Here is an 18,990-nt window from a genome sequence, read left to right as displayed (position 1 = left end):
GAAGCTGTGCATTTTGTACAAATTCGGCGGTTTCGTGTAAGATAAATCTTGTTATTCAGTTTATGGAAGAAGGAGCTGTGCCATTATGTCACAAGCTGAACCGATAAAGCTGACCTCGCTTTCTTCGAAAGGAGGCTGCGGCTGCAAGATCGGCCCGGCCGATCTCATGCAGGTTCTCCGCAGCATGCCGCCGTCGGTGCCGAATCCCGATTTGCTCGTCGGGCTTGACACCAGCGACGACGCGGGCGTATACCGCCTGACGGACGACCTTGCGCTGGTGCAAACGGTCGATTTTTTTACCCCCATTGTGGACGACCCGTATTCGTTTGGCCAGATCGCCGCCGCTAATGCGCTCAGCGACATTTACGCCATGGGCGGAAAGCCGCTGACCGTACTGAACATCGTGGCGTTTCCGATTTCGACGCTGGACAAAGCGATCCTCGCCGACATCCTGCTCGGCGCCGCCGATAAAGTCAAGGAAGCCGGAGCTACACTGGTCGGCGGACATTCCATAGATGATAAAGAGCCGAAGTTCGGATTGGCGGTGACAGGGCTTGTCCATCCGGAGCAGGTAAAAACGAACGCAGCCGCCCGGCCCGGCGACAAGCTGATTTTGACCAAGCCGATCGGCGTCGGCGTTCTCACGACCTCCATCAAGAAAGACCGGCTTACGGCGGAGGAAACCCAGCGTTTGACCGCTGTCATGTCCACGCTGAACAAAACGGCGGCGGAAATCATGGGGCGTTACGAAGTCCATTCCTGCACGGACGTGACCGGCTTCGGATTGCTCGGCCACGCTTCGGAAATGGCGAAGGGCAGCGGAGCCGGGCTTGTCATCCATGCGGAAGCCGTGCCGTTCCTGCCGCGCGTGCGCGAGCTGGCGGAGGAAGGCTTTGTGCCCGGCGGAACCAAAAACAATTACGCCCATCTCGAAGGCTCCGTCCGGTATCCCGAGGACATGGACCAGATCGGCCGGTACCTGCTTTGCGACGCCGTGACGTCTGGCGGGCTGCTGATGGCCGCCTCGCCCGAAGACAGCGCAGCGCTGCTGGCCGAGCTGAAAGCGGCCGGCGTGGAAGCGGCCCTGATCGGCGAAGTGACGGATGCGCATCCCGGGCAAATTACCGTTCTGAGCGGACGTGTCTGACGCGCCGCCGGCCGCATCCCTCCCAGAGCGACAGAAGGAGAGAGTCATTTGTTTCAGGACATCACGCTGGAAGAACTCAGGGCGCTCCAAAACCGGAAGAAAATAACCGTGATCGACGTCCGGTCGCCCTCCGAATACGAAGACGCGACTCTGCCGGGCAGCTTGAACATTCCTTTGTTTGACGACCGCGAGCGGGCCGAAGTCGGTACGCTTTACAAACAGACGAGCATTCAGGCCGCCAAGGAAAAGGGGCTGGAGCTCGTATCGGCCAAGCTGCCCGCCTTTATCCGGGCGTTCGGGGAAATTGAAGGCGACAAAGCGGTGTTTTGCTGGCGGGGCGGCATGCGCAGCCGCACCACCGCGACCCTGCTGTCCCTGATGGACATCCACGCCTACCGGCTGACCGGCGGGTTCAAGGCTTACCGCAAATGGGTGCTGGAGCAGCTGGAGCATTACGATTTCAAGCCGCGTTCCATAGTGCTCCACGGCAAAACCGGCACGGGTAAAACCGCCGTCCTGCATAAGCTGCGGGAAAAAGGAAAGCCGGTGCTCGATTTGGAAGGCTTGGCAGGGCACAGAGGGTCGATCTTCGGCGGCATCGGCCTGCGGGCCGTCAATCAGAAAACGTTCGACAGCCTGCTGCTTGAACAGCTGATCGCATTGGAGGTGGCCCCGTATGTTCTCTTTGAAGCGGAAAGCCCCCGGATCGGCAAGGTCGTCCTGCCGCCGTTTTTGACCCGGCAAAAGGAAAACGGAACACAGATTTGGCTGGAGATGCCGCTTGAAGCGCGCGTGCGCCAGATCGTCGAGGATTACCGTCCCGCCGAGAACAAGGACGCCTGCATCGCCGCTTTCCGCCGGATCAAGGAACGGATTCACGTGCCGGTTGCGGCCGAGATCGAAGCCGGCCTCCAGGCGGACCGGTTTGAAGATGCCGTTGCGCTGCTGCTAGAGCATTATTACGATCCCCGTTACGAGCACACTGCGGATCAATACGGGGCAGGGGAGAAGCTTACCCTTCGGGTGCAAAGCCCGGAGGAGGCGGTCTCCGCCATTGAAGCCTATTTGGCCGGCCTGGACAAGGGGGCCGAACCCAAAAACGCCAGACCGGTTTGAACCGGCTGGCGTTTTTTTTGATGGATCGCTACTCGACGGTAAGCGGATCGCCGGTAGAAAAGTAGCTGTTGCTCCAGGAGGAGACGACCCATGTTCCATTTTCGTAATCGACATACATCCTCCGGTCGTAGGCTTTCTCCTCCAAAGCGGGAGGGGTTTGACCGTCCACGTAAATCGCTTCTTCGAAAAGCGCGGACGTTTCCATTTCAGCGAAATAAATGCCCTCGCTGTCCTGCTCCAGGTAAAAGCTGTCCGGATCGAAGTCGACCTTTTTCAGCTGGCCTTTATACTTCGCTTTGTTCGCTTTAAAATCGTCCAAAATGCTCTGGACGTGGTTCTTCACCGTTTCGTTTGCATGCGTCAGTTTGGAAATATCCAGCGCCACAAGCACCTGCTCCTGGCTTTTGTAATAATCGTAGACGGTCTGCATCAGCTCTTCTTTCATTTCGTCCGTCAGCGGATCAACGCTCAAATCGACGTACCAGTCCTTTAGCGGAACCTCCTCGGATTTCACGACGCCCCAGGGATATTCTTTTTCTGCATGGGCGACAACCGAGCCGTCGAGCTGAACCGGTTCGATTACCGTCAAATCCTTTCCGGTCAGGCCGGTGTCTTTGCCGTTGACAAACAGCTTCGCATCGTCATCCCCGAGCTCGATTTCCACGCTGGTGTTCTGCAAATCCAGGTAGGTCGCGTAAAAGTCCTCGTAGGGATCGTTCATTTCAATTTCATCTTCCGCCGTTAGCGTAGAGTAAGGCCCTTCGTAGACGGCCTTTACTTTGTGCTTGCCGGGAAGGAGAGGCCCAAGCTTCGTTCCGCCGTTCACGGATTCGACCCCTGTCTCCTTGCCGTCGACCTCCAGCTTGCTGCCTTCGAGCGAAACCGTAACGTTCAAGTAATAGGGCTGCAACTCCAATACGTAATTATCGTACACCAGCCACTTCTTGCCCTCTTTCTTGAGGTGAAGGAGGGTGTTGGTTTCATTTAAGCCGAGGACATTTTCCAGGAAGGAAGCGGATTTGGCCTCGCCTTTCGCGAGGAGCTTCGCTTCGTCCTTCAAGCTCTCGACCAGCGCAGTCCGGTCATCCGGATGCTCCTTGGCCCAGGCGACCAGACTTTCGGCGGCAGCCTTGTCAATCTTCAGCTTCGGATCGGCGGAGGTCAAGTAACGTTCCACTTTTTGCGCGTTGCCGCCGGCCAGCGCTTCGTCGAATGCGTTGATCATCCGCTCGCTGCCGGTGAACGAGCGGCCGAGAAAATAGAGCCCGGCCAGGACAACGACAAGCGCAAGGCCTGAGCCGACGAGCAGCTTAGTGCGTCTGGAGGTTTGACGGAGCCTGGTTCTCCAGCCCTTCTTGGGCTCCGGGGCGCCGGGAAAAGAAGTGACCGGCACTGGAGCGGCGATTTCGGACAACGCCGCGTTTTTGGTCCCGCATTCGGGACAATACAGCATTTCCTCCGTCAAGGAGGTTCCGCATTGATTGCAAAAGCTCATGAATAAGCCTCCCGGTTGAGATTACATAAAGATTTCGCCAAATATCCCGAACATGGAACCGATCATTTTATCTCCCATAAGGTAGATCAACAATCCCATTCCAATAAGTGTCAGGAGAACAATGTGAAACGCATCGAGCCCGCCGGAAACCGGCCGCTTAAAGCCGACTGCCACCATGCTGATTGCGGTAGCCAAGCCGAAGATGCCAAGGATGCACAAGCAGAAGGTGAGGCTGCCAAAGAAGGAGCCGCCAATCAGACTGAATAAAACACCGGCGGCGAGCAAGAGCATGGGCAGGACGAGCAGTGCCCCAACTTTTGCTGCAACGGTCGTTACGGTCGTTTCTACCTTGCCGGCCTTTAATAACCCATACAGAAGGAGCACGGTGACCGCAACAAAAATGAAGTAGAGAATAGCCGGTACGATGACGACTTCCCAAAAGGTAACATTGGCATATAACGGAAAGGCGGATTGCCTCAAGACAAAAAAGATTTGAAGCGGAAGAAACAGTGAAAAAAGCACAAACGTTAGAATGGCGCTGAAAACATCTGAACCGTTCACCCGCATGCTGAAGGCGGCAGGCTGCCGGGCCGCGTTTTGGCAAAACCCGAAAAAGCGTCCGAAAAAGCCTTTGACTTTTTGCACTGCCGCGTTTCGTTGAGCGGACGAAGCATAAGCGCCTTCCGGACGCGGAGCATGTGCCGGATATCCGGCAGCGGCAGGCGGCTGCGCAGCCGGGAGGTACGTCGTTTGCGCGGCTGCGGGTTCTCTTTGAGCGGCAGGCGGATAAGCGGGTTCCGCAGGCTGCCCTTGATCTTGCACCGCGGCCATGGAACTCGCGTTCGAAGACTCCTGCCGATTTTGCGCGGAGGGCGCATCCCCGGATGATGCAGGCTCCGCTGCGGCCGGCTGAACCGGATCGGCTTCGGTTTGCGGGACGGCTGATGCGTCCTGCGGTGCAGGAGGCGTAGTGGGCGGGATTATGTATTCCGTTCTCTCTTCGGTCCCCGGTTGCGCCAGGCGGCTGCCGCACTTAATGCAAAAGTTCCCTCCCTGATTGGGATAGCCGCAATGACCACACTTCATTTCCATTCCCCATTTCCTGTCTATGATTAACCCCGTTAAGTATAGCTTGCTAATTCTATGATAGTCCAGGTAAATAAAGTAAAGCCACTCATGCGGGGCACAGGAGTTATTTAACACAATCTTCCTTCACCGAACCTAAACAAATGTTACAAAATAGACCATTGCTAGGCCTATACGTTAATGGTATATAATGGTTACATTGATCATTTTCGGAAGACGGGAGAGTGACGGATGAGCGAGATAGAAATAGCTGTTAGCGGACTGGTCAAGCGTTATGGTTCGGTCACAGCCGTTAACGGAATCGACCTGCAGGTAGAAAAAGGCGAGATTCACGGCCTGCTCGGTCCAAACGGAGCAGGAAAAACAACGACGCTGGAATGCCTGGAAGGGCTCCGCCGGCCTGATGCGGGCACCGTACGGGTCGCCGGCTGCGACCCGATGCGGGACCGAAAAGCGCTTCGCTCCCGGCTTGGCGTTCAGCTTCAATCGTCCTCCTTGCCCGAACAAATTCGGGTAGGGGAGGCAATCAAGCTCGTCTGTGCGGGCCACGGCGTTCCGGTCCGGAATGATCTTCTCGGCGAGTTCGGTCTGGACTCCCTGGCGGCAAAGCAGTACCAGCAGCTGTCGACCGGACAAAAGCGCCGGCTTCATTTGGCGATGGCGCTCGTCTGCGACCCGCGGGTGGTCATTCTCGACGAACCGACGGCCGGGTTGGATGTGGAGGGACGGGCGCAGCTTCACGATCAAATGCGGAAGCTGAAGAGCCGCAACACGACGATTCTGCTCGCGACGCATGACATGGCGGAGGCTGAAAAGCTGTGCGACCGAGTCAGCATTGTCGTCCGGGGAAAGGTGGCGGTGACGGGCACGCCCCAGGAGGTGACCGCAGCCAGCGCCAGCGATACCCGCATCGCCGTCCGCACCGCCAAGAATCTGCTGGCCGGGTATCAGGTCGAGGGGGCGCTTGCCCAAACCGGCAAGGAAGATTACTGCGTCTGGATCGGAGACGATTCGACGGAGATTTTAAGCCGTCTTCTGGAGCGGATCAAGGAAACCGGAGACAAAGTGCTGGACCTGCGCGTGGAACGGCCTTCGCTGGAGGAAAGCTTTCTGGCAATGGTGGAAGGGGGGCAAGCTTCGTGAGGCTGTTTGGAAGCTATCTGATTCTTCAATTAAAGCTCGACTTGCGGGAAAAAGGAACGCTGCTGAATTATTACGTCGTGCCGCTGGTGTTCTACTTTATGCTGGGCTCGGTCTTCAGCCGAATCGACAACGGAACGGGGCAGACGCTCGCCGCCACCATGATCATTTTCGCCGTCACCATGGGGGCCGTTCTCGGAATGCCGGCTTCCATCGTCAAGATGAGAGAGAAAGGAATGCTTCGCGCGTTGTCCGTAAACCGCATTGGCAACGGCATGGTGATGGCGGTTCACGGGACCAGCGCCTTTTTGCATATCGTCGTGGTTTCCCTTGTTATCTTTTTCACAGCGCCTTTCCTATTCGATTCCGCTGCGCCCGTACATAACGGTTCGTTTGCCGCGGTTGCCGTCCTGTTTTTGTTTGCCAATACCATGCTGGGGCTGTTGATCGGAACGTCCGCCAAAAACCATGCCTTTTCCGTCATGCTTTCGCAGCTTGTTTTTCTGCCTTCCGTGCTGATCAGCGGCATTATGTTCCCGATATCCATGCTGCCGGAGCCTTTGCAGTGGATCGGGAGGCTTTTGCCGGCCACGCACGCCAACCAATCCTTTCTCGGCTACGCTTTTGACGGCACGACGGACTTCAGCCCGGGGGCCGCACTTTCGGTTCTTGCCGGGATCGGTCTGGCTGCGCTGCTGCTGACGGTACTCCGGACAAGAGCCATCACGAAAGAGCAGCTGTCCTGAGGATTGCCTTATCCCATACCTATTCTAGGAGGAAGCCCAAATGAGCCAACAGGAAAACCAGGAAACGTCGAACATCAAGGATATTTTCGCAAGAGCGGTCGAGGATGAAAGCTTTCGGGAGCTGCTGATGTCCGAACCGGACAAAGCGATGGAAGGGTATTCGTTTACGGATGTGCAAAAGCTGCTGATCAAGTCCTTGCGTCCCGAGGATCTCGAAAAGCTGACGCCGGAAAACCTGGAGGAGTACTTTTCGGCGGATTCGGCCGTGTATACGCCCGATTTGGATGAAACGCTGGAAATGGAAGAAGCGGGAGACGACGACCTTTGAGCACGCGGATGACGGAAGTGGTATATAGTCCGGTAAAGCCAGAGGAAATGGAGCTGCTGCGGACGGTCACTTTGTTCGCCAAGATGAAAAACGGCCGTTTTCGCCAGCTTCTGACCGAGGCGTATGAGAAGGAACCGGAGCATCTCGAAGCCGCGCTGGCTTATGCGTTGTATCAGTTTACGCCTGCCGCGTCAGGCGATGTGCTGGAAAGCAAAACGAATATGGAAGCCGCCATGCGGGCGTTTGAGGACATCCTGGCCGTCCGGCCGGACCATTGGCTGTCCAAGCTGTGCCTGAGCCGAATCCAGCTTATGCTCCCCGGCCAATGCGGCGCTTCGGCGGGCATCCGGGAAACGCTTTGCGAAATGATCGAAACGCAGAAGAGCAGCCCGTTCGAGCCCTATTTTGCGGCGCCGTATTTGCTGCTGGCGGAGGCGTTTCTGGCCTCCGGCGAGCTGGAGCGGGCGAGGGAAACCGTCGCAGAGGCGGGGAAGCTGGAAAAAGGAAAGGCGGACGGGCTGTCCATCGTGCTCAAGCCGGTTTTTCTCAGCCTGGCCGCCAAGCTCGTTGCGCTGCACGAAGCGGAGACCGCTTCGGAGCTTCGGGCGCTTCAAGCCGTTTTGCTGCCGGAGCGCTAACGCTTTGCAGCCCGGCTTTGTCCCTGGTTGGTTGCAGCATACAGTCTAGCAAAAAAGTAGGTCGAGCCTATGATCCGTGTCCTCATTGTGGTACTGAGCGAAATTTCATCCGGCGAACTGACGATCGGCTATGAATTCGGACGCCGGCTGCCGAAAGACCGGTACGACGTCCGGTTTCTCGTTCCCCGGCGGTTCGCCGTCTATCTGGACGACCGGAACGAGCGCTATTTCCTGCTGGATGTGGCGGACGGGCCGCTGGTGAACCTCGCCCGGTTCCGTGCTTATATGGAACAGTTCCGCCCGGATTATTTTCTGCTGTCGGATGTGTTCACAACCGAATACTCCCGCACCTGGTCCGGGATCGGCATGAAAACGATCAAAGGATATCGCATCCCCGTCATCGGCGTGGACGAATACGATTATCTGACCGCCGGGTATACGCCGGATTATTACGGGGGCCAATTCGAGCAGCTTCCGCCCCTGCTGGAGGAATGCGATTATGTTCTTCGCAACTGCCCGATCAACCTGCCGGACGAGCATCCGTCGGGACGGGTATTCCGCTTCAGCCTTTATCGGGAAGAGCCCGGGCCGGATGCAGCCTCCAAAGCCGGCGTCCGCCGACGGCTGGAGATGCAGGAAGGGGAAAAGCTAATTTTCTTCGCCTCTTCCTCGTGGGAAACGGTCAATTTTCATAACTCGCCGTTTCTTCCCATGCTGATGAAGTGGGTTCCAAGGCTTTTGCAGCGCTACATGCGCGAATTGCACACCGGCATTCTTTTTGTGCATGTCGGTCCTGAGCCCTGGGAGCCGATGGAAGGGGAAACGCCTTGGCGGTACAAGCATTTCGGAAATTTGCCGCCCTCCGAATTCGATCGTCTGCTGCTTTCGGCCGATTTGTTTCTCACCATCAACGCGGTTTCCGTCACCTTGTCCAAGGCCGTTTTCGGCGGAGTACCCAGCCTGCTTTTTCAGAATCCGAAGCACATCGACTTTCGCAAGCTGAAGGACCGGCTGGCCGAGCTGCCGGACTGGTACGCCGAGATGGCCGCCGAGGTCAAGGAGGCATTCCCGTTTCGGGCCGGCTACTTCGGCTGGCACAACCTGCTCAAAACGGTTTTGCAGGATAACGAATATACGGGCACGTACGCGGAAGCGCCGCTCTTCAAGCTGAAGGAAGCCGTCGGCACGCTGCACGCCTGCCTGTACGACACGGATGCAATCGAAGCGCTGCGCAGCCGTCAAAAGGAATACGTCCGCAAGCTCGAAGCGCTGCCCGCGCCCGAACAAATTATGGATGAGATAAACCGTCAAACGGGGGGATGAAATGGCTCTGGTTAACCGGATCAAGGAATTGTACGGGGAGGAAGCGAAGCCTTGCCTCAATCTGCTGCCGGGCGAGCGCAGCCGGTACCGGATTGTGATGGCCAACAAATACTTGAACGGAAAAGGGCGCGTGGCCAAGTGGCAGAAGCTGGAGACGGTCTATGCCCGGGAGACGACGGAAGCGCAGCCCGGCGCCTATGCGCTCAACGAATTCGGCTTTGAATCGGTGCTGTTTTCCTCCAGCGCGAAGCGGACGCCGCTTCATTGGACGTTTGCCGAGCGGATCAAGCTGCCTTTTTATTTGACCAGCTACAACTACCGGGACGAAGAGGTGGCCGACCGGCATGAATTTTGGCAAAAGGTCAAGCTGCAGATGGACGATTTTCAACAGCTGTTCACCGGTCTGCCCAAGCTGCCGAGCGTATATCTGTTCCTGATGCAGGTATTCGACATCATGTCATTCGAGATTTTCTCCTCCTCTTTAACGGGCCTGGAGCTGTCTCCGGAAGCCATCGGCAAGCAGGTGCCGCTCGACAAGCTTTCCGGCTCGGAATGCAGCCTGGGAATGGGGTTTTACTCCGAATCGTCTGTGTTTCGAAACGGCTCCTTTTTTGTCCGCTTCATGGGATACACGCTTTATGAAGGGCGTTCCTGCGCCCTGTTTCATTACCGCTGCGACGGGTCGAAGGTACGCATGGCGGACGAGTGGCTCCAGGCGGAACGCGAGGGCAGCTCCTATTACTCCGGCTCGCTGATCATCGACATCCGCAACTGGTCCATCGTGTCGGGAACGATGGAGGAAGACTACCTCGCCGTGCAGGATGAGCGCTCCATCCGGATCAAGCGCAGCATTACGCTGGACAGCGAGCCCGTTTCAGCGGCGCCGCAGGCTTGAGTTGGAGCGGAGCCGGGCCGGCGAACGCGGCGAAGCCGAAAGCAATGCGTAGTGGAGCCGGGCCGGCTAACGCGGCCCAACCGCAAAGCCGCAAAGCAGAGCGTAGCGGATACGCAGTGTTGAGCGTTAGCGGAGCCGGGCCGGAGGGGATGCGGGTTGAAGGAGCGTCAGCGTTCGCCTTTGGTTTCGGATTTCAACCGCGAAAAGCGGGTTGNCGAAAAGCGGGTTGGAATGAAGAAATCAGAAACCAACAGCGGCCGGAAGCCCGCATTCGCCGCAGGCCCGGCGCAGCGCAAGCGCTCAGCTATCCGTCGGCGAAGCCGCAAGCAGAGCGTTAGCGGATACGCAGTGTTGAGCGCCAGCATACGCGGAGTTCAACCACAAAAGGAGGAAACGCATGGACCTCGGCCAAGACGATGACCAGCTGGTCGGCCTCATCCCGTCGGCGGGCAACGGCACCCGGATGAAGCCGTTCCGGGGAGAAAAGGAGCTAACCGTCGTCGGCTGCCGCACAGGCAGCAAAAACGGGAAGCCCGTCACCATTCCAAAAGTGCTGGGCGAATACGTGATCGGCAACATGAGACGGGCGGGCGCGGAGAAGCTCATCCTGATCACAAACGAGCACAAAAACGAACTGATGAAGTTTTACGGCGACGGAAGCCAATACGGCGCCAGCATGGCGTACATCTGCCAGCAGACCGACAAGCCGCTGTACGGCATGCCGGTTGCCATCGATCAGGCGTACGCCTGGATTCGCCGGTCGACGGTGCTCCTCGGCATGCCGGATACCATTGTGGAGCCGGAAGACTGCTTTGCCCAACTTCTGCGCCAGCACCGGGACCGGGAAGCGGACCTGTCGCTCGGCGTCTTTCCCTGCGATTCCCCCGGCAGCCTCGCGCCGGTTCGCTTCGACGAAGCCACCGGCCGGGTCATCCGCGTGTACGACAAGCCGAAAAATCCGGAGCTGTTCAACACCTGGAACATCATCATCTGGGGGCCGGCGTTTACCGAGCTTTTGCATGACTATGTCGCCCAGTACAGCCTTTTGCCCGATCCCAAACGGGAAGCGATCCTGAGCGACGTCTTCAATCTGGCGGTTGAGCGGGGAATGGGCGTCTTCGCCCGTTATTTCCCGGAGGGCGGCTGCCGCGATCTGGGCGACATTGAAAAATTCATGCCGCACAAAGCGGCTATCGAACGCGGGCAGACGGAGCGGGAGCTGCTGGTTTGCGATTGACCATTTACCGGTACAAGGAGCGTAATGCAAAATGAAAAGCCTGAGCATTCACTTAACGGACCGCTGCAACAATTCCTGTCTGTTTTGCGTGGTCAACTCCAGCCGGGAATCAAAGGAACGGGTAAACCGGCGGGTCATTTACAACTTTTTGCGGGAGAATGCGGGAAAAGGATACGAGTCGGTCAACCTGCACGGCGGGGAACCGACTGTCGTGCCGGAGCTGGAGGAAATTCTGGAGAACATCCGGGAATTTGATTATCCGACCGTATCGATTCAAACAAATGCCCGCCTGCTGAAGGATGCGGCGTTTACCGGCCGGCTGGCGGAAAAAGGCGCCGATTTGTTTGTCATCTCGCTGCACGGCAAAGAAGCGGCACAGCACGACTTCTTCACGGAGGTCGAGGGGAGCTTCACCGAAGCCGTGGCGGGCATACAAAATGTCGTCGCCGCAGGAAAAAAAGTACGGACCAACACCGTCATCACCAAGCAGAACCGGCATGATCTTACGTCTATCGTGCAGCTGGCCATCCGTTTGGGCGCAAGTCACGTGAACCTGTCCGGCCTGCACCCGACCGGCAAGGCATTCCGCAATTTTCATTCCGTTACTCCGCGTTACAGCGAGATCATGGACGATGTAAAACGCGCGGTAGACGAGGCGGTCCGGCAGAACGTAGTCTGCACGCTGGAAGGCTTTCCGTACTGCGTTCTGGACGAGTACGACCGGTTTACGATCGATTGGGAGCAAAACCAGTTCAAGCTGCTGTTCCGGACGACGGTGCTGGAAAACTACGACCGGTTTATGCGGACGCAGGAACGCAAGCAGACGGACAGCTGCCGCCAATGCGCGATGGCCGAAAAATGCGGCGGCATTTACAAAGAGTATTTGCAAATGTACGGAGCGGAGGAATTCAACGCCCTGGCCGGCAGTACAAGGGGCGCTTCATGACGCATGCCGTTTACATCGTAACCAGCTACTGGTCCTACGGCGAGCTTCTGATTGCCGTCGAATTCGCCAAACAAGCCCGTACGCAGGGGATAGAGCCTTATTTCTTCCTTCCCGCCGCTCATGCGAAAATCGCTGCCCGGGAGAACATTCCCCATTCGGTGCTGATTCCGGGCGCCGGCAGGCTGAACCGGGTATTGCTTCAGGACTGCGAAGCGAAGCACCGGCCGGCGTTTGTGCTGCTGTCCGACTTTTTGAACTTCCATTTTTGCGAACGGCATTATGGCTTGACCTACGAGGATCTTGCGGTGTTCAGCGGCCGGATTGGAACCTTTGACAATTTTGATTGGACCTGCCGGAAAAGAGACATGGATACCTATGGCTTTCGGGCCGCCAATGTGGCCGGCGTGGACGCCTCCCCGTACGGCTTTCGGCTGCTGCCTTGTCCGATTGTCGATCCGGGCCGCGAGCGGGAGGAAGGCGGGCATCCGTACCCGTTGACGGCTTCCTATTTGGACACCGGCGAGGAGAAAAGAAGGGCGCTGCGCGAGGAGCTCGAATTGCCTGCCGACCGTCCGGTCATTCTGGTTGCCTCGGCCATGTGGCAGGAAACGCATAAGCTGTACCCGCATGTGAAGCAATTTGTGGAGCGGACCGACCAGGTGTTCCGGCGCCATTTGGCGTATGCGGCGCAAAACGGCTTGCTCGTGTCCGTCGGCGGCGGATCGGATTCGGAAATCGGTAGCATGCCGAATGTCCGCAGGCTGGAGCGCGTTCCGCCGGACGTATTCGACCGGTATGCGGCAGCGTGCGATCTGTTCCTGACCCGCAACATTACCTCCACCTCGCTGGCGAGGCTCGCCTTATCCGGCGTTCCCTCGCTGGCCCTTATCAACTCCTTCGGGTTTCGCGGAGGCGAGGTTCCCGAAGGCCGGTTTACCGGTCCCGTCCGGTCGATTCTGGAACAGACCGACCATTGCTATCCGTACCGGATGTATCCGGTCGGGTGGCACGGCTTTTTGGCTCCGGCACTCCATCGGAATCCTTACCTGGAGCTGGTTCCCGAAGTGGAAATCTTCGACGAAGAAACGGTTCGCGAACGCATAACGGAGAGGTTGCAGGGGCCGGACGTCCGGCTCCGGGCCCGTGAGGCGGCGGAAAAGTATCGGATGCTGCTGGACACCCTGGACCGGCCGGGCGATATTTTACGCAAGCGGCTGGAAAGCCGGCAGCCGGCACTCCCGATGAAAGCAGGTGAAGCATGACAGACGGAATATGCCTGTTCATGTCCCCGTCGGAAAGCAGCCTCCAGTATCCCCAATCGGTCACCCGGCTGCCGCTCAACCTCGGGCTCGGCGTTATCGGCGGCTACCTGCAAAAGAAAGGCGTCCGGACGGTGATGCACGACCTGAACGTCAACCTTGCCGAATCGTTTGGCGGGGAAGCGCGCGAACGTCTCGCGCTGATTTACGATTTCGCAAGGTTTGAGGATTACCTGGAAACCGGGCAAGATCCCGAGCTGGAAAAGCTCATCGCCGATGTACTGCCCGCCTGTCCGTATGAGCGTTATTCCTACTTCGGCGTCTCCATCGGAGCGGATTTCTCGTTTCTGCAAATCCAGTTCGGGTTTTTGCTCGCCAAGTACCTGAAGACAAAGTACGGCAAGCCGGTGTTCATCGGCGGCAACAACATTTCCTTTATGCATATCTTTGCCGATGTGTTCGAAAAGCTTTGGCAGACGGTGTTGGGCCAGTTTGGGCTGATTATCAAAGGAGCGGGAGAGGACACGATCTACCGGATCATCGAGGGAATGGAAAGCGGCCGTCCGTTGGAAGAGCTCCTCCGCACGAACGGCCTGATGCGGCTGGAAAACGGCAAACCCGCCGCCAATCCCGAAAACAAGCCGCAGGTAATCAAACCCGACTGGAACGGGCTGGACCTGCGGCATTACCGGCGGTACATGAAAAAGGACCGGCCGGCGGACAACCTCGTCTTTTTTTACAAATGGCCCGATACGTATCCCGGCAGCCCCGGCCAAATGATCAGCCGCTTTCATCGGGAAAGGGGAACGGACATTGAGCCGAAGCTGATTTTGCCGTACATCTTTAATTACAATTGTCCGTACAGCTGTGCGTTCTGCACGCAAAGCGACTACGACCGGGGCAAGGTGATCGGCGGCGACCCCGAAGCCGTCATTCGGGATTTATGCGAACTGATGGAAACGTACGAGACGAATTATTTCTACTTTCTGAACAATGCGTTTAATTTCTCGGGACGGTTTGCGGACGAGTTCTGCCGTCTGGTGATCGAGCGCGGCATCGAAATTTATTGGTCCGATTGCGGCCGGTTCAATAACCTGACCTATGAGCGGCTGGCCTTGATGAAACGGGCGGGCTGCGTCAAGCTGACCTTCGGGTTTGAAAGCGGGAGCGGAAAGATCATTGAGCTGATTGACAAAAAGATCGACCTGGAGCATGCGAGACGTGTGCTCGGCTGGTGCCGGGAGCTCGGCATCTGGGCCGATCTCGAGGTGATCGTCGGGCTGCCGCACGAATACGAAGAGGATTTCGCCGAAACCTGCCGCTTTCTGGCCGAAAACCGGGACGCCGTCAACTACTTCTGGATAAACGAGTTTTTCGTCATCCCGAACAGCCTGATCGGCCGCTTCCCGGAAAAGTACGGCATCGAGCTGATCAAAAACCGGACCACCTACGAGAAGCTGCTGGCTCGCAATTTGCAGTATTTCAAGGCCGATGCCAGCAACATCATGACGTCCAACTCGCGGCTGTACGGCTTTAACGAAATCGGCGGCCGCACCTTCAGTGAAATTCTGAAGGACGACCGCCGAAAGCTGGACGTTCTGAACCGGATGCAAAACAAAGAGTTTGCGCAAGCGGCGCAGTTTTATGCCGCTCTCGCGGGAGCGGTCCCGGTCAGATGAACAGGTTGATGCCCGACCGGTCGGCCTTGCCCAGGTAATAGCCGACACCGCCGATGCGGATGCCGTCCATCAGCTCTTCCTTGGCAATGCCCATCAGATCCATGGACATCTGGCAGGCGACCAGCTCCACGCCCTGATCGGCGGCCGTCCGGATCAGCTCTTCCAGAGATGGGACGTTGTTGGCTTTCATCAGGCCGCGGATCATCTTGGGACCCATGCCGGCCATGTTCAGCTTGGACAAGCCAAGCCCTCCGCTTCCCCGGGGCAGCATCCGGTCGAACATGCGGCCCATAAAGTTTTTTTGCACCTTCGTTTTTTCAGGCTTGCGAATCACGCTGAGTCCCCAGAAGGTGAAGAACATTGTCACTTTCTTGCCGCTTGCTGCCGCTCCATTGGCGATGATGAAGGAGGCGATGGCTTTGTCCAGGTCCCCGCTGAAAACGACCATCGTGCTGCCTTCGGGCGAAGCCGCTGCGTTCGGCCGGAAAACCGGCGCCTCGGAAGCGGCTGCGGTTTCCTCTGCCGCCGCCGCGGCTTCCTTGCGCAGTACGGCTTCAATAAGGCCGCCGGTTTTCTTGCTGCGCTCCAGAAGCCGTACGTTCGCCATAACCGCCCAAGCCTGGACATCCTCGTAAAACCCCGGATCGGAAGCCGTGATGCGCAGCGTTTGCCCGACCTCCAGCTCATCCATGCTCCGTTTCAACTGGATCAGCGGTCCCGGGCAGGAGAGTCCGCAGGCGTCCAACAGCACCTCATTCTCACGGGAACGGGAGGCTGCGGCCGGCTGGAGGCTGGCGTTTGCAACTCCCCTCTGCGCAGAAGACGGAACGCTATCCTCGCGGCGAGGCCCCGCAGGGCCGGGGCGGGAAGAGGAGGAGGCACCTGACGCGTCATCCAAGAGTCGTGGCCGGTAGTGGGCCATGCGGTAGGTTTTATAGCCGCCCGCGAGATTCCGGACCCGATAGCCTTTTTGCGCCAGAATGCGGGAAGCGGTGTACCCGCGCAGTCCAACCTGGCAGTAAACCCAGATTTCCTTGGCCGGATCAAGCTCGTCCAGCCTCTCCCGAAGCTCGTCGACCGGGATGTTCAGCGAGCCGGGAATATGGCCGTTGGCATGCTCCAGCCCGGACCGGACGTCGACCAGTATCGTCTCTTCCGCCGGACGGCTCTCCAGGTCGCCGGGAACAAAGACGCGGGTTCGGCCCGACAAAATGTTTTCGGCGGCATACCCCGCCATATTGACCGGGTCCTTGGCGGACGAGTAGGGAGGGGCGTAAGCCAGCTCCAGCTCGGCCAAATCGGATACGGTGCCGCGCAGCCGGATGACGGTCGCGATATCGTCAATGCGCTTGTCGACGCCATCGCTGCCAACGGCCTGTGCGCCAAGGACGGCCCCTTGTTCGCCAAACAGCAGCTTGATGCTGAGCGGCGTCGCGCCCGGGTAATAGGAGGCGTGGGAAGAAGGATGGACATACGTGACGTGATACGGAATTCCCAGCCGCCGCAGCGTTTTCTCGTTGTTGCCGGTTGCTGCGCCGGTCATGCCGAACACCTTGACAATCGCTGTGCCTTGCGTTCCCTTATAAGTTGTGCCAAGACCGCAGACGTTGTCCGCGGCAATACGGCCCTGCTTGTTTGCGGGACCGGCAAGCGGCACCGCGGTTATTTGTCCGTTCACGAAATCCTTGACTTCAACAGCGTCGCCAACCGCATACACATCAGGCAGATTGGTTTCCATTTTGTCGTTTACCACTATATGGCCCTTTGGTCCGAGCGCCAGTCCGCTGCTTTTCAAAAAGCCGGTATCCGGCTCCACGCCTATCGCAAGAAGGATCAGCTCGCCCGTAACCGATGCTCCGTCTTCCAGCTGAACCTTGATGCCGCTGTCCGTTTTGCTGAAACCGGCCACGCGGGCCGAAAGTCGCAGCTCCATGCCCTTATCCTCCAGCTCGGCGGCGAGGGGAGCGGTCATCTCGGGATCGAAAGGGGCAAGCAGCTGCGGACTGCCCTCAACCAGGGATACCTTTATGCCAAGCTCCGCCAGGTTTTCCGCCATTTCCACGCCAATGAACCCGCCCCCGACGACAACGGCCGACGCGGTTTGGCCCGACGCCGCTTTCTGCTTGATCCGGTCCACATCCGGGATATTCCGCAAGGTATAAATGCCGGGCAGGTCGATACCCTCCAGTCCGGGACGGAGAGGTTTGGCGCCGGGGGAAAGGATCAGAGCGTCGTACGACTCGGTGTATTCCCCGCGTTCTTTGCTGCGGACGGTTACGCGCTTGGCCGCCGGATCAAGTGCGGTTATTTCGCTTTCCGTGCGAATGTCCAAATTGAAGCGCGCCTTCATCGCCTCCGGCGTCTGCACAAAAAGCTTCTCCCGGTCCTTGATGCTGCCTCCGATGTAATAAGGGAGGCCACAGTTGGCGAACGAGATATACGAATCCCGTTCAAACAGCACAATATGAGCGTCTTCGTCCAGACGGCGCAGCCGGGCGGCAGCCGAAGCTCCTCCGGCGACTCCGCCGACAATCAAAACTTTTTTCCCCATGCTCTTCAGTTCCCCCCAAGAAAAAGTTCAATCAACGAGCGTACCCGTTCGTCCGCGACCGCGTAGTTGACTTCAAGCCCGTTGCGCTCGGTTTTCAAAATACCGGCCGTCCGCAGCTTTTGAAGGTGCTGGGAGACGGTCGATTGCGGCAGCCCCAGGCAATCCTGCATATACGTAACGTTACAGGACTCCTTTTGCAAAAGCCCTTTTACAATGCACAGCCGTACCGGATGGGCGAGAGCCTTCAGCAGCTCCGCCGTTTCCTCATAGGCCTGAAAATGATTGTCCATGCCGGCTTCCCCTCCTGACAGAAAGTATGCTTGCTGGTTTTTATTAAAACTATATATCTATATATAACGATATAACGAAATAAATGCAAGCTCAAAATAAAAAGAAAGAATGGCAGACCAAGACTTGAAAATAAAGTCTAAGCCTGCCGCTATTGTCAATCCGCCATCGTTCCCCGGCAGCTATAGGTTTTTCCTTATTTCTTGCCTCATGTATTCAATGAATGCTAAAAAATGTTGAACATCCACCTGCCGACGACCCGGTTCTCCGTGGTCGGTTTCTTCGGTGTATTCTTGTAGACATTGTTTCACCAACGGCTGAAATTCTTGAGGCAAATGGTTGACTCCCCATTCTCCGCCTTCCCGCTTTGAAGCAACCTTGCCTTCTTTTAGAAAATAAAGAACCCGGCAGAGATTTAAGGTTAGGTACATAGGAGTCAGGTACGCGGGAGGATGGTTAATGATCTCCTCTGCACCTCCCTCTACGTCATGCAGAATGGAGGCCACGTAATACCGGCGATCGACCGGTTCATAAAGCTCCCTTAACGGTTTTCCATAAAGGGCTATTCCTCTTTCATACGCGACCACAACTTGCGAAGCCAAATCCTCGTCTTCAAATCCCCCGCAAAGATAGTTCTCGTCCGCGCGATATTTCTCCCTGTGATAATCGGAATAATGAAACTCAAAAGGGGTTGGGTAAACAAAAGGGGATAGATAAGTTTCCAAGATAATGGAGAATTCTATGCCGCGGTCATTTGACATTTCATCATGCAGAGTTAAGGCGATTTTTGCAATCCTCGAATTCGTAACGGGTGTCAGCTTTTCCTTTACAACCAGTAACAAATCGATGTCGCTTTTTAAGGGATTAAAGCATCCCATTGCCAGTGATCCATGCAAGTAAATGCCAAGCAAATTTTCCTTAAGCTCTTCTTTAAAAAGGGTAACCGCCTTATCCAAAAAAGCCATGGTTTCCATATCAGGTCACCTTCCATACTTTCTCATCCAATCGTTAAGTATAATTCAAATGAGCTTGTTAGCAAGGGAAGACTTCGCTATATTCAATAAACCCGTCAGCCACCCATGCCCTGGCGGGCACCACAGAAAATGAAAATAAAGT

At 57.0% G+C, this 18,990-nt stretch carries 17 protein-coding genes; 12 read left to right on the top strand and 5 right to left on the bottom strand.

Translation table 11 applies throughout. The features are described from left to right. The first annotated feature begins 85 nt into the window (after positions 1-85). Positions 86-1,147 (top strand): selenide, water dikinase SelD, encoded by a 1,062-nt coding sequence (gene selD / locus AC6I6H_RS05100; protein ID WP_497952301.1) that lies wholly within the window; start codon positions 86-88, stop codon positions 1,145-1,147. A gap of 48 nt (positions 1,148-1,195) precedes the next feature. Next, on the top strand, positions 1,196-2,263 hold the full coding sequence (mnmH, locus tag AC6I6H_RS05095) for a tRNA 2-selenouridine(34) synthase MnmH (RefSeq protein WP_497952299.1): 1,068 nt from the start codon (positions 1,196-1,198) through the stop codon (positions 2,261-2,263). 28 nt (positions 2,264-2,291) lie between these two features. Here the strand turns inward: mnmH and AC6I6H_RS05090 are convergent, their stop codons facing one another. Beyond that, positions 2,292-3,758, bottom strand: coding sequence for a zinc ribbon domain-containing protein (locus AC6I6H_RS05090; protein ID WP_497952297.1), 1,467 nt, complete (start codon positions 3,756-3,758; stop codon positions 2,292-2,294). A gap of 21 nt (positions 3,759-3,779) precedes the next feature. Then, the gene (locus tag AC6I6H_RS05085) at positions 3,780-4,961 is read right to left on the bottom strand and encodes a hypothetical protein (protein WP_497952295.1); all 1,182 of its coding nucleotides are present in this window, start codon (positions 4,959-4,961) and stop codon (positions 3,780-3,782) included. 114 nt (positions 4,962-5,075) lie between these two features. Between AC6I6H_RS05085 and AC6I6H_RS05080 the strand changes: the two genes are divergently transcribed. From AC6I6H_RS05080 to AC6I6H_RS05035, 10 genes are all read left to right on the top strand, one after another. Beyond that, positions 5,076-5,987, top strand: coding sequence for an ABC transporter ATP-binding protein (locus AC6I6H_RS05080; protein WP_497952292.1), 912 nt, complete (start codon positions 5,076-5,078; stop codon positions 5,985-5,987). Then, positions 5,984-6,730 carry an ABC transporter permease gene (locus AC6I6H_RS05075; protein WP_497952290.1) on the top strand — a complete coding sequence of 249 codons (747 nt, stop codon included), beginning with the start codon at positions 5,984-5,986 and terminating at the stop codon, positions 6,728-6,730. The genes AC6I6H_RS05080 and AC6I6H_RS05075 overlap by 4 nt, the downstream gene beginning before the upstream one ends. Before the next feature lie 40 nt (positions 6,731-6,770). Further along, positions 6,771-7,058: a hypothetical protein gene (locus tag AC6I6H_RS05070; RefSeq protein WP_497952288.1), complete on the top strand. Its 288-nt coding sequence runs from the start codon at positions 6,771-6,773 to the stop codon at positions 7,056-7,058. After that, positions 7,055-7,696: a hypothetical protein gene (locus AC6I6H_RS05065; protein ID WP_497952286.1), complete on the top strand. Its 642-nt coding sequence runs from the start codon at positions 7,055-7,057 to the stop codon at positions 7,694-7,696. The genes AC6I6H_RS05070 and AC6I6H_RS05065 overlap by 4 nt, the downstream gene beginning before the upstream one ends. A 69-nt stretch (positions 7,697-7,765) precedes the next feature. After that, entirely contained in the window at positions 7,766-9,019 is a 1,254-nt protein-coding gene (locus AC6I6H_RS05060) for a DUF6365 family protein (RefSeq protein ID WP_497952284.1), read from the top strand. Between the two features lies 1 nt (position 9,020). Continuing rightward, the gene (locus AC6I6H_RS05055; RefSeq protein WP_497952282.1) at positions 9,021-9,914 is read left to right on the top strand and encodes a hypothetical protein; all 894 of its coding nucleotides are present in this window, start codon (positions 9,021-9,023) and stop codon (positions 9,912-9,914) included. A gap of 397 nt (positions 9,915-10,311) precedes the next feature. After that, a complete protein-coding gene (locus tag AC6I6H_RS05050; RefSeq protein ID WP_497952280.1) occupies positions 10,312-11,151 on the top strand; it encodes a sugar phosphate nucleotidyltransferase in 840 nt (279 codons plus the stop codon). A 31-nt stretch (positions 11,152-11,182) separates the two neighbouring features. Then, on the top strand, positions 11,183-12,097 hold the full coding sequence (locus AC6I6H_RS05045) for a radical SAM protein (protein ID WP_497952278.1): 915 nt from the start codon (positions 11,183-11,185) through the stop codon (positions 12,095-12,097). Then, positions 12,094-13,359, top strand: coding sequence for a DUF6365 family protein (locus tag AC6I6H_RS05040; protein ID WP_497952276.1), 1,266 nt, complete (start codon positions 12,094-12,096; stop codon positions 13,357-13,359). Before AC6I6H_RS05045 ends, AC6I6H_RS05040 begins: the two co-directional genes overlap by 4 nt. Further along, positions 13,356-15,035, top strand: coding sequence for a B12-binding domain-containing radical SAM protein (locus tag AC6I6H_RS05035; RefSeq protein ID WP_497952274.1), 1,680 nt, complete (start codon positions 13,356-13,358; stop codon positions 15,033-15,035). Before AC6I6H_RS05040 ends, AC6I6H_RS05035 begins: the two co-directional genes overlap by 4 nt. Here the strand turns inward: AC6I6H_RS05035 and AC6I6H_RS05030 are convergent. The 3 genes from AC6I6H_RS05030 to AC6I6H_RS05020 form a co-directional block, all read right to left on the bottom strand. Continuing rightward, entirely contained in the window at positions 15,028-17,586 is a 2,559-nt protein-coding gene (locus AC6I6H_RS05030; RefSeq protein ID WP_497952271.1) for a DsrE/DsrF/DrsH-like family protein, read from the bottom strand. The two genes, AC6I6H_RS05035 and AC6I6H_RS05030, sit on opposite strands and share 8 nt — an antisense overlap. A 5-nt stretch (positions 17,587-17,591) precedes the next feature. Continuing rightward, positions 17,592-17,876 carry an ArsR/SmtB family transcription factor gene (locus AC6I6H_RS05025; protein ID WP_497952269.1) on the bottom strand — a complete coding sequence of 95 codons (285 nt, stop codon included), beginning with the start codon at positions 17,874-17,876 and terminating at the stop codon, positions 17,592-17,594. A 180-nt stretch (positions 17,877-18,056) separates the two neighbouring features. Then, positions 18,057-18,848, bottom strand: a complete 792-nt coding sequence (locus tag AC6I6H_RS05020; protein WP_497952267.1) for an aminoglycoside adenylyltransferase domain-containing protein — start codon at positions 18,846-18,848, stop codon at positions 18,057-18,059. Positions 18,849-18,990 lie beyond the last annotated feature (142 nt).

This window comes from Gorillibacterium sp. sgz306347, assembly GCF_059735245.1.
The sequence above is the reverse complement of the archived record's forward strand: the minus strand, read 5'-3'. Positions and strand labels throughout refer to the sequence as shown.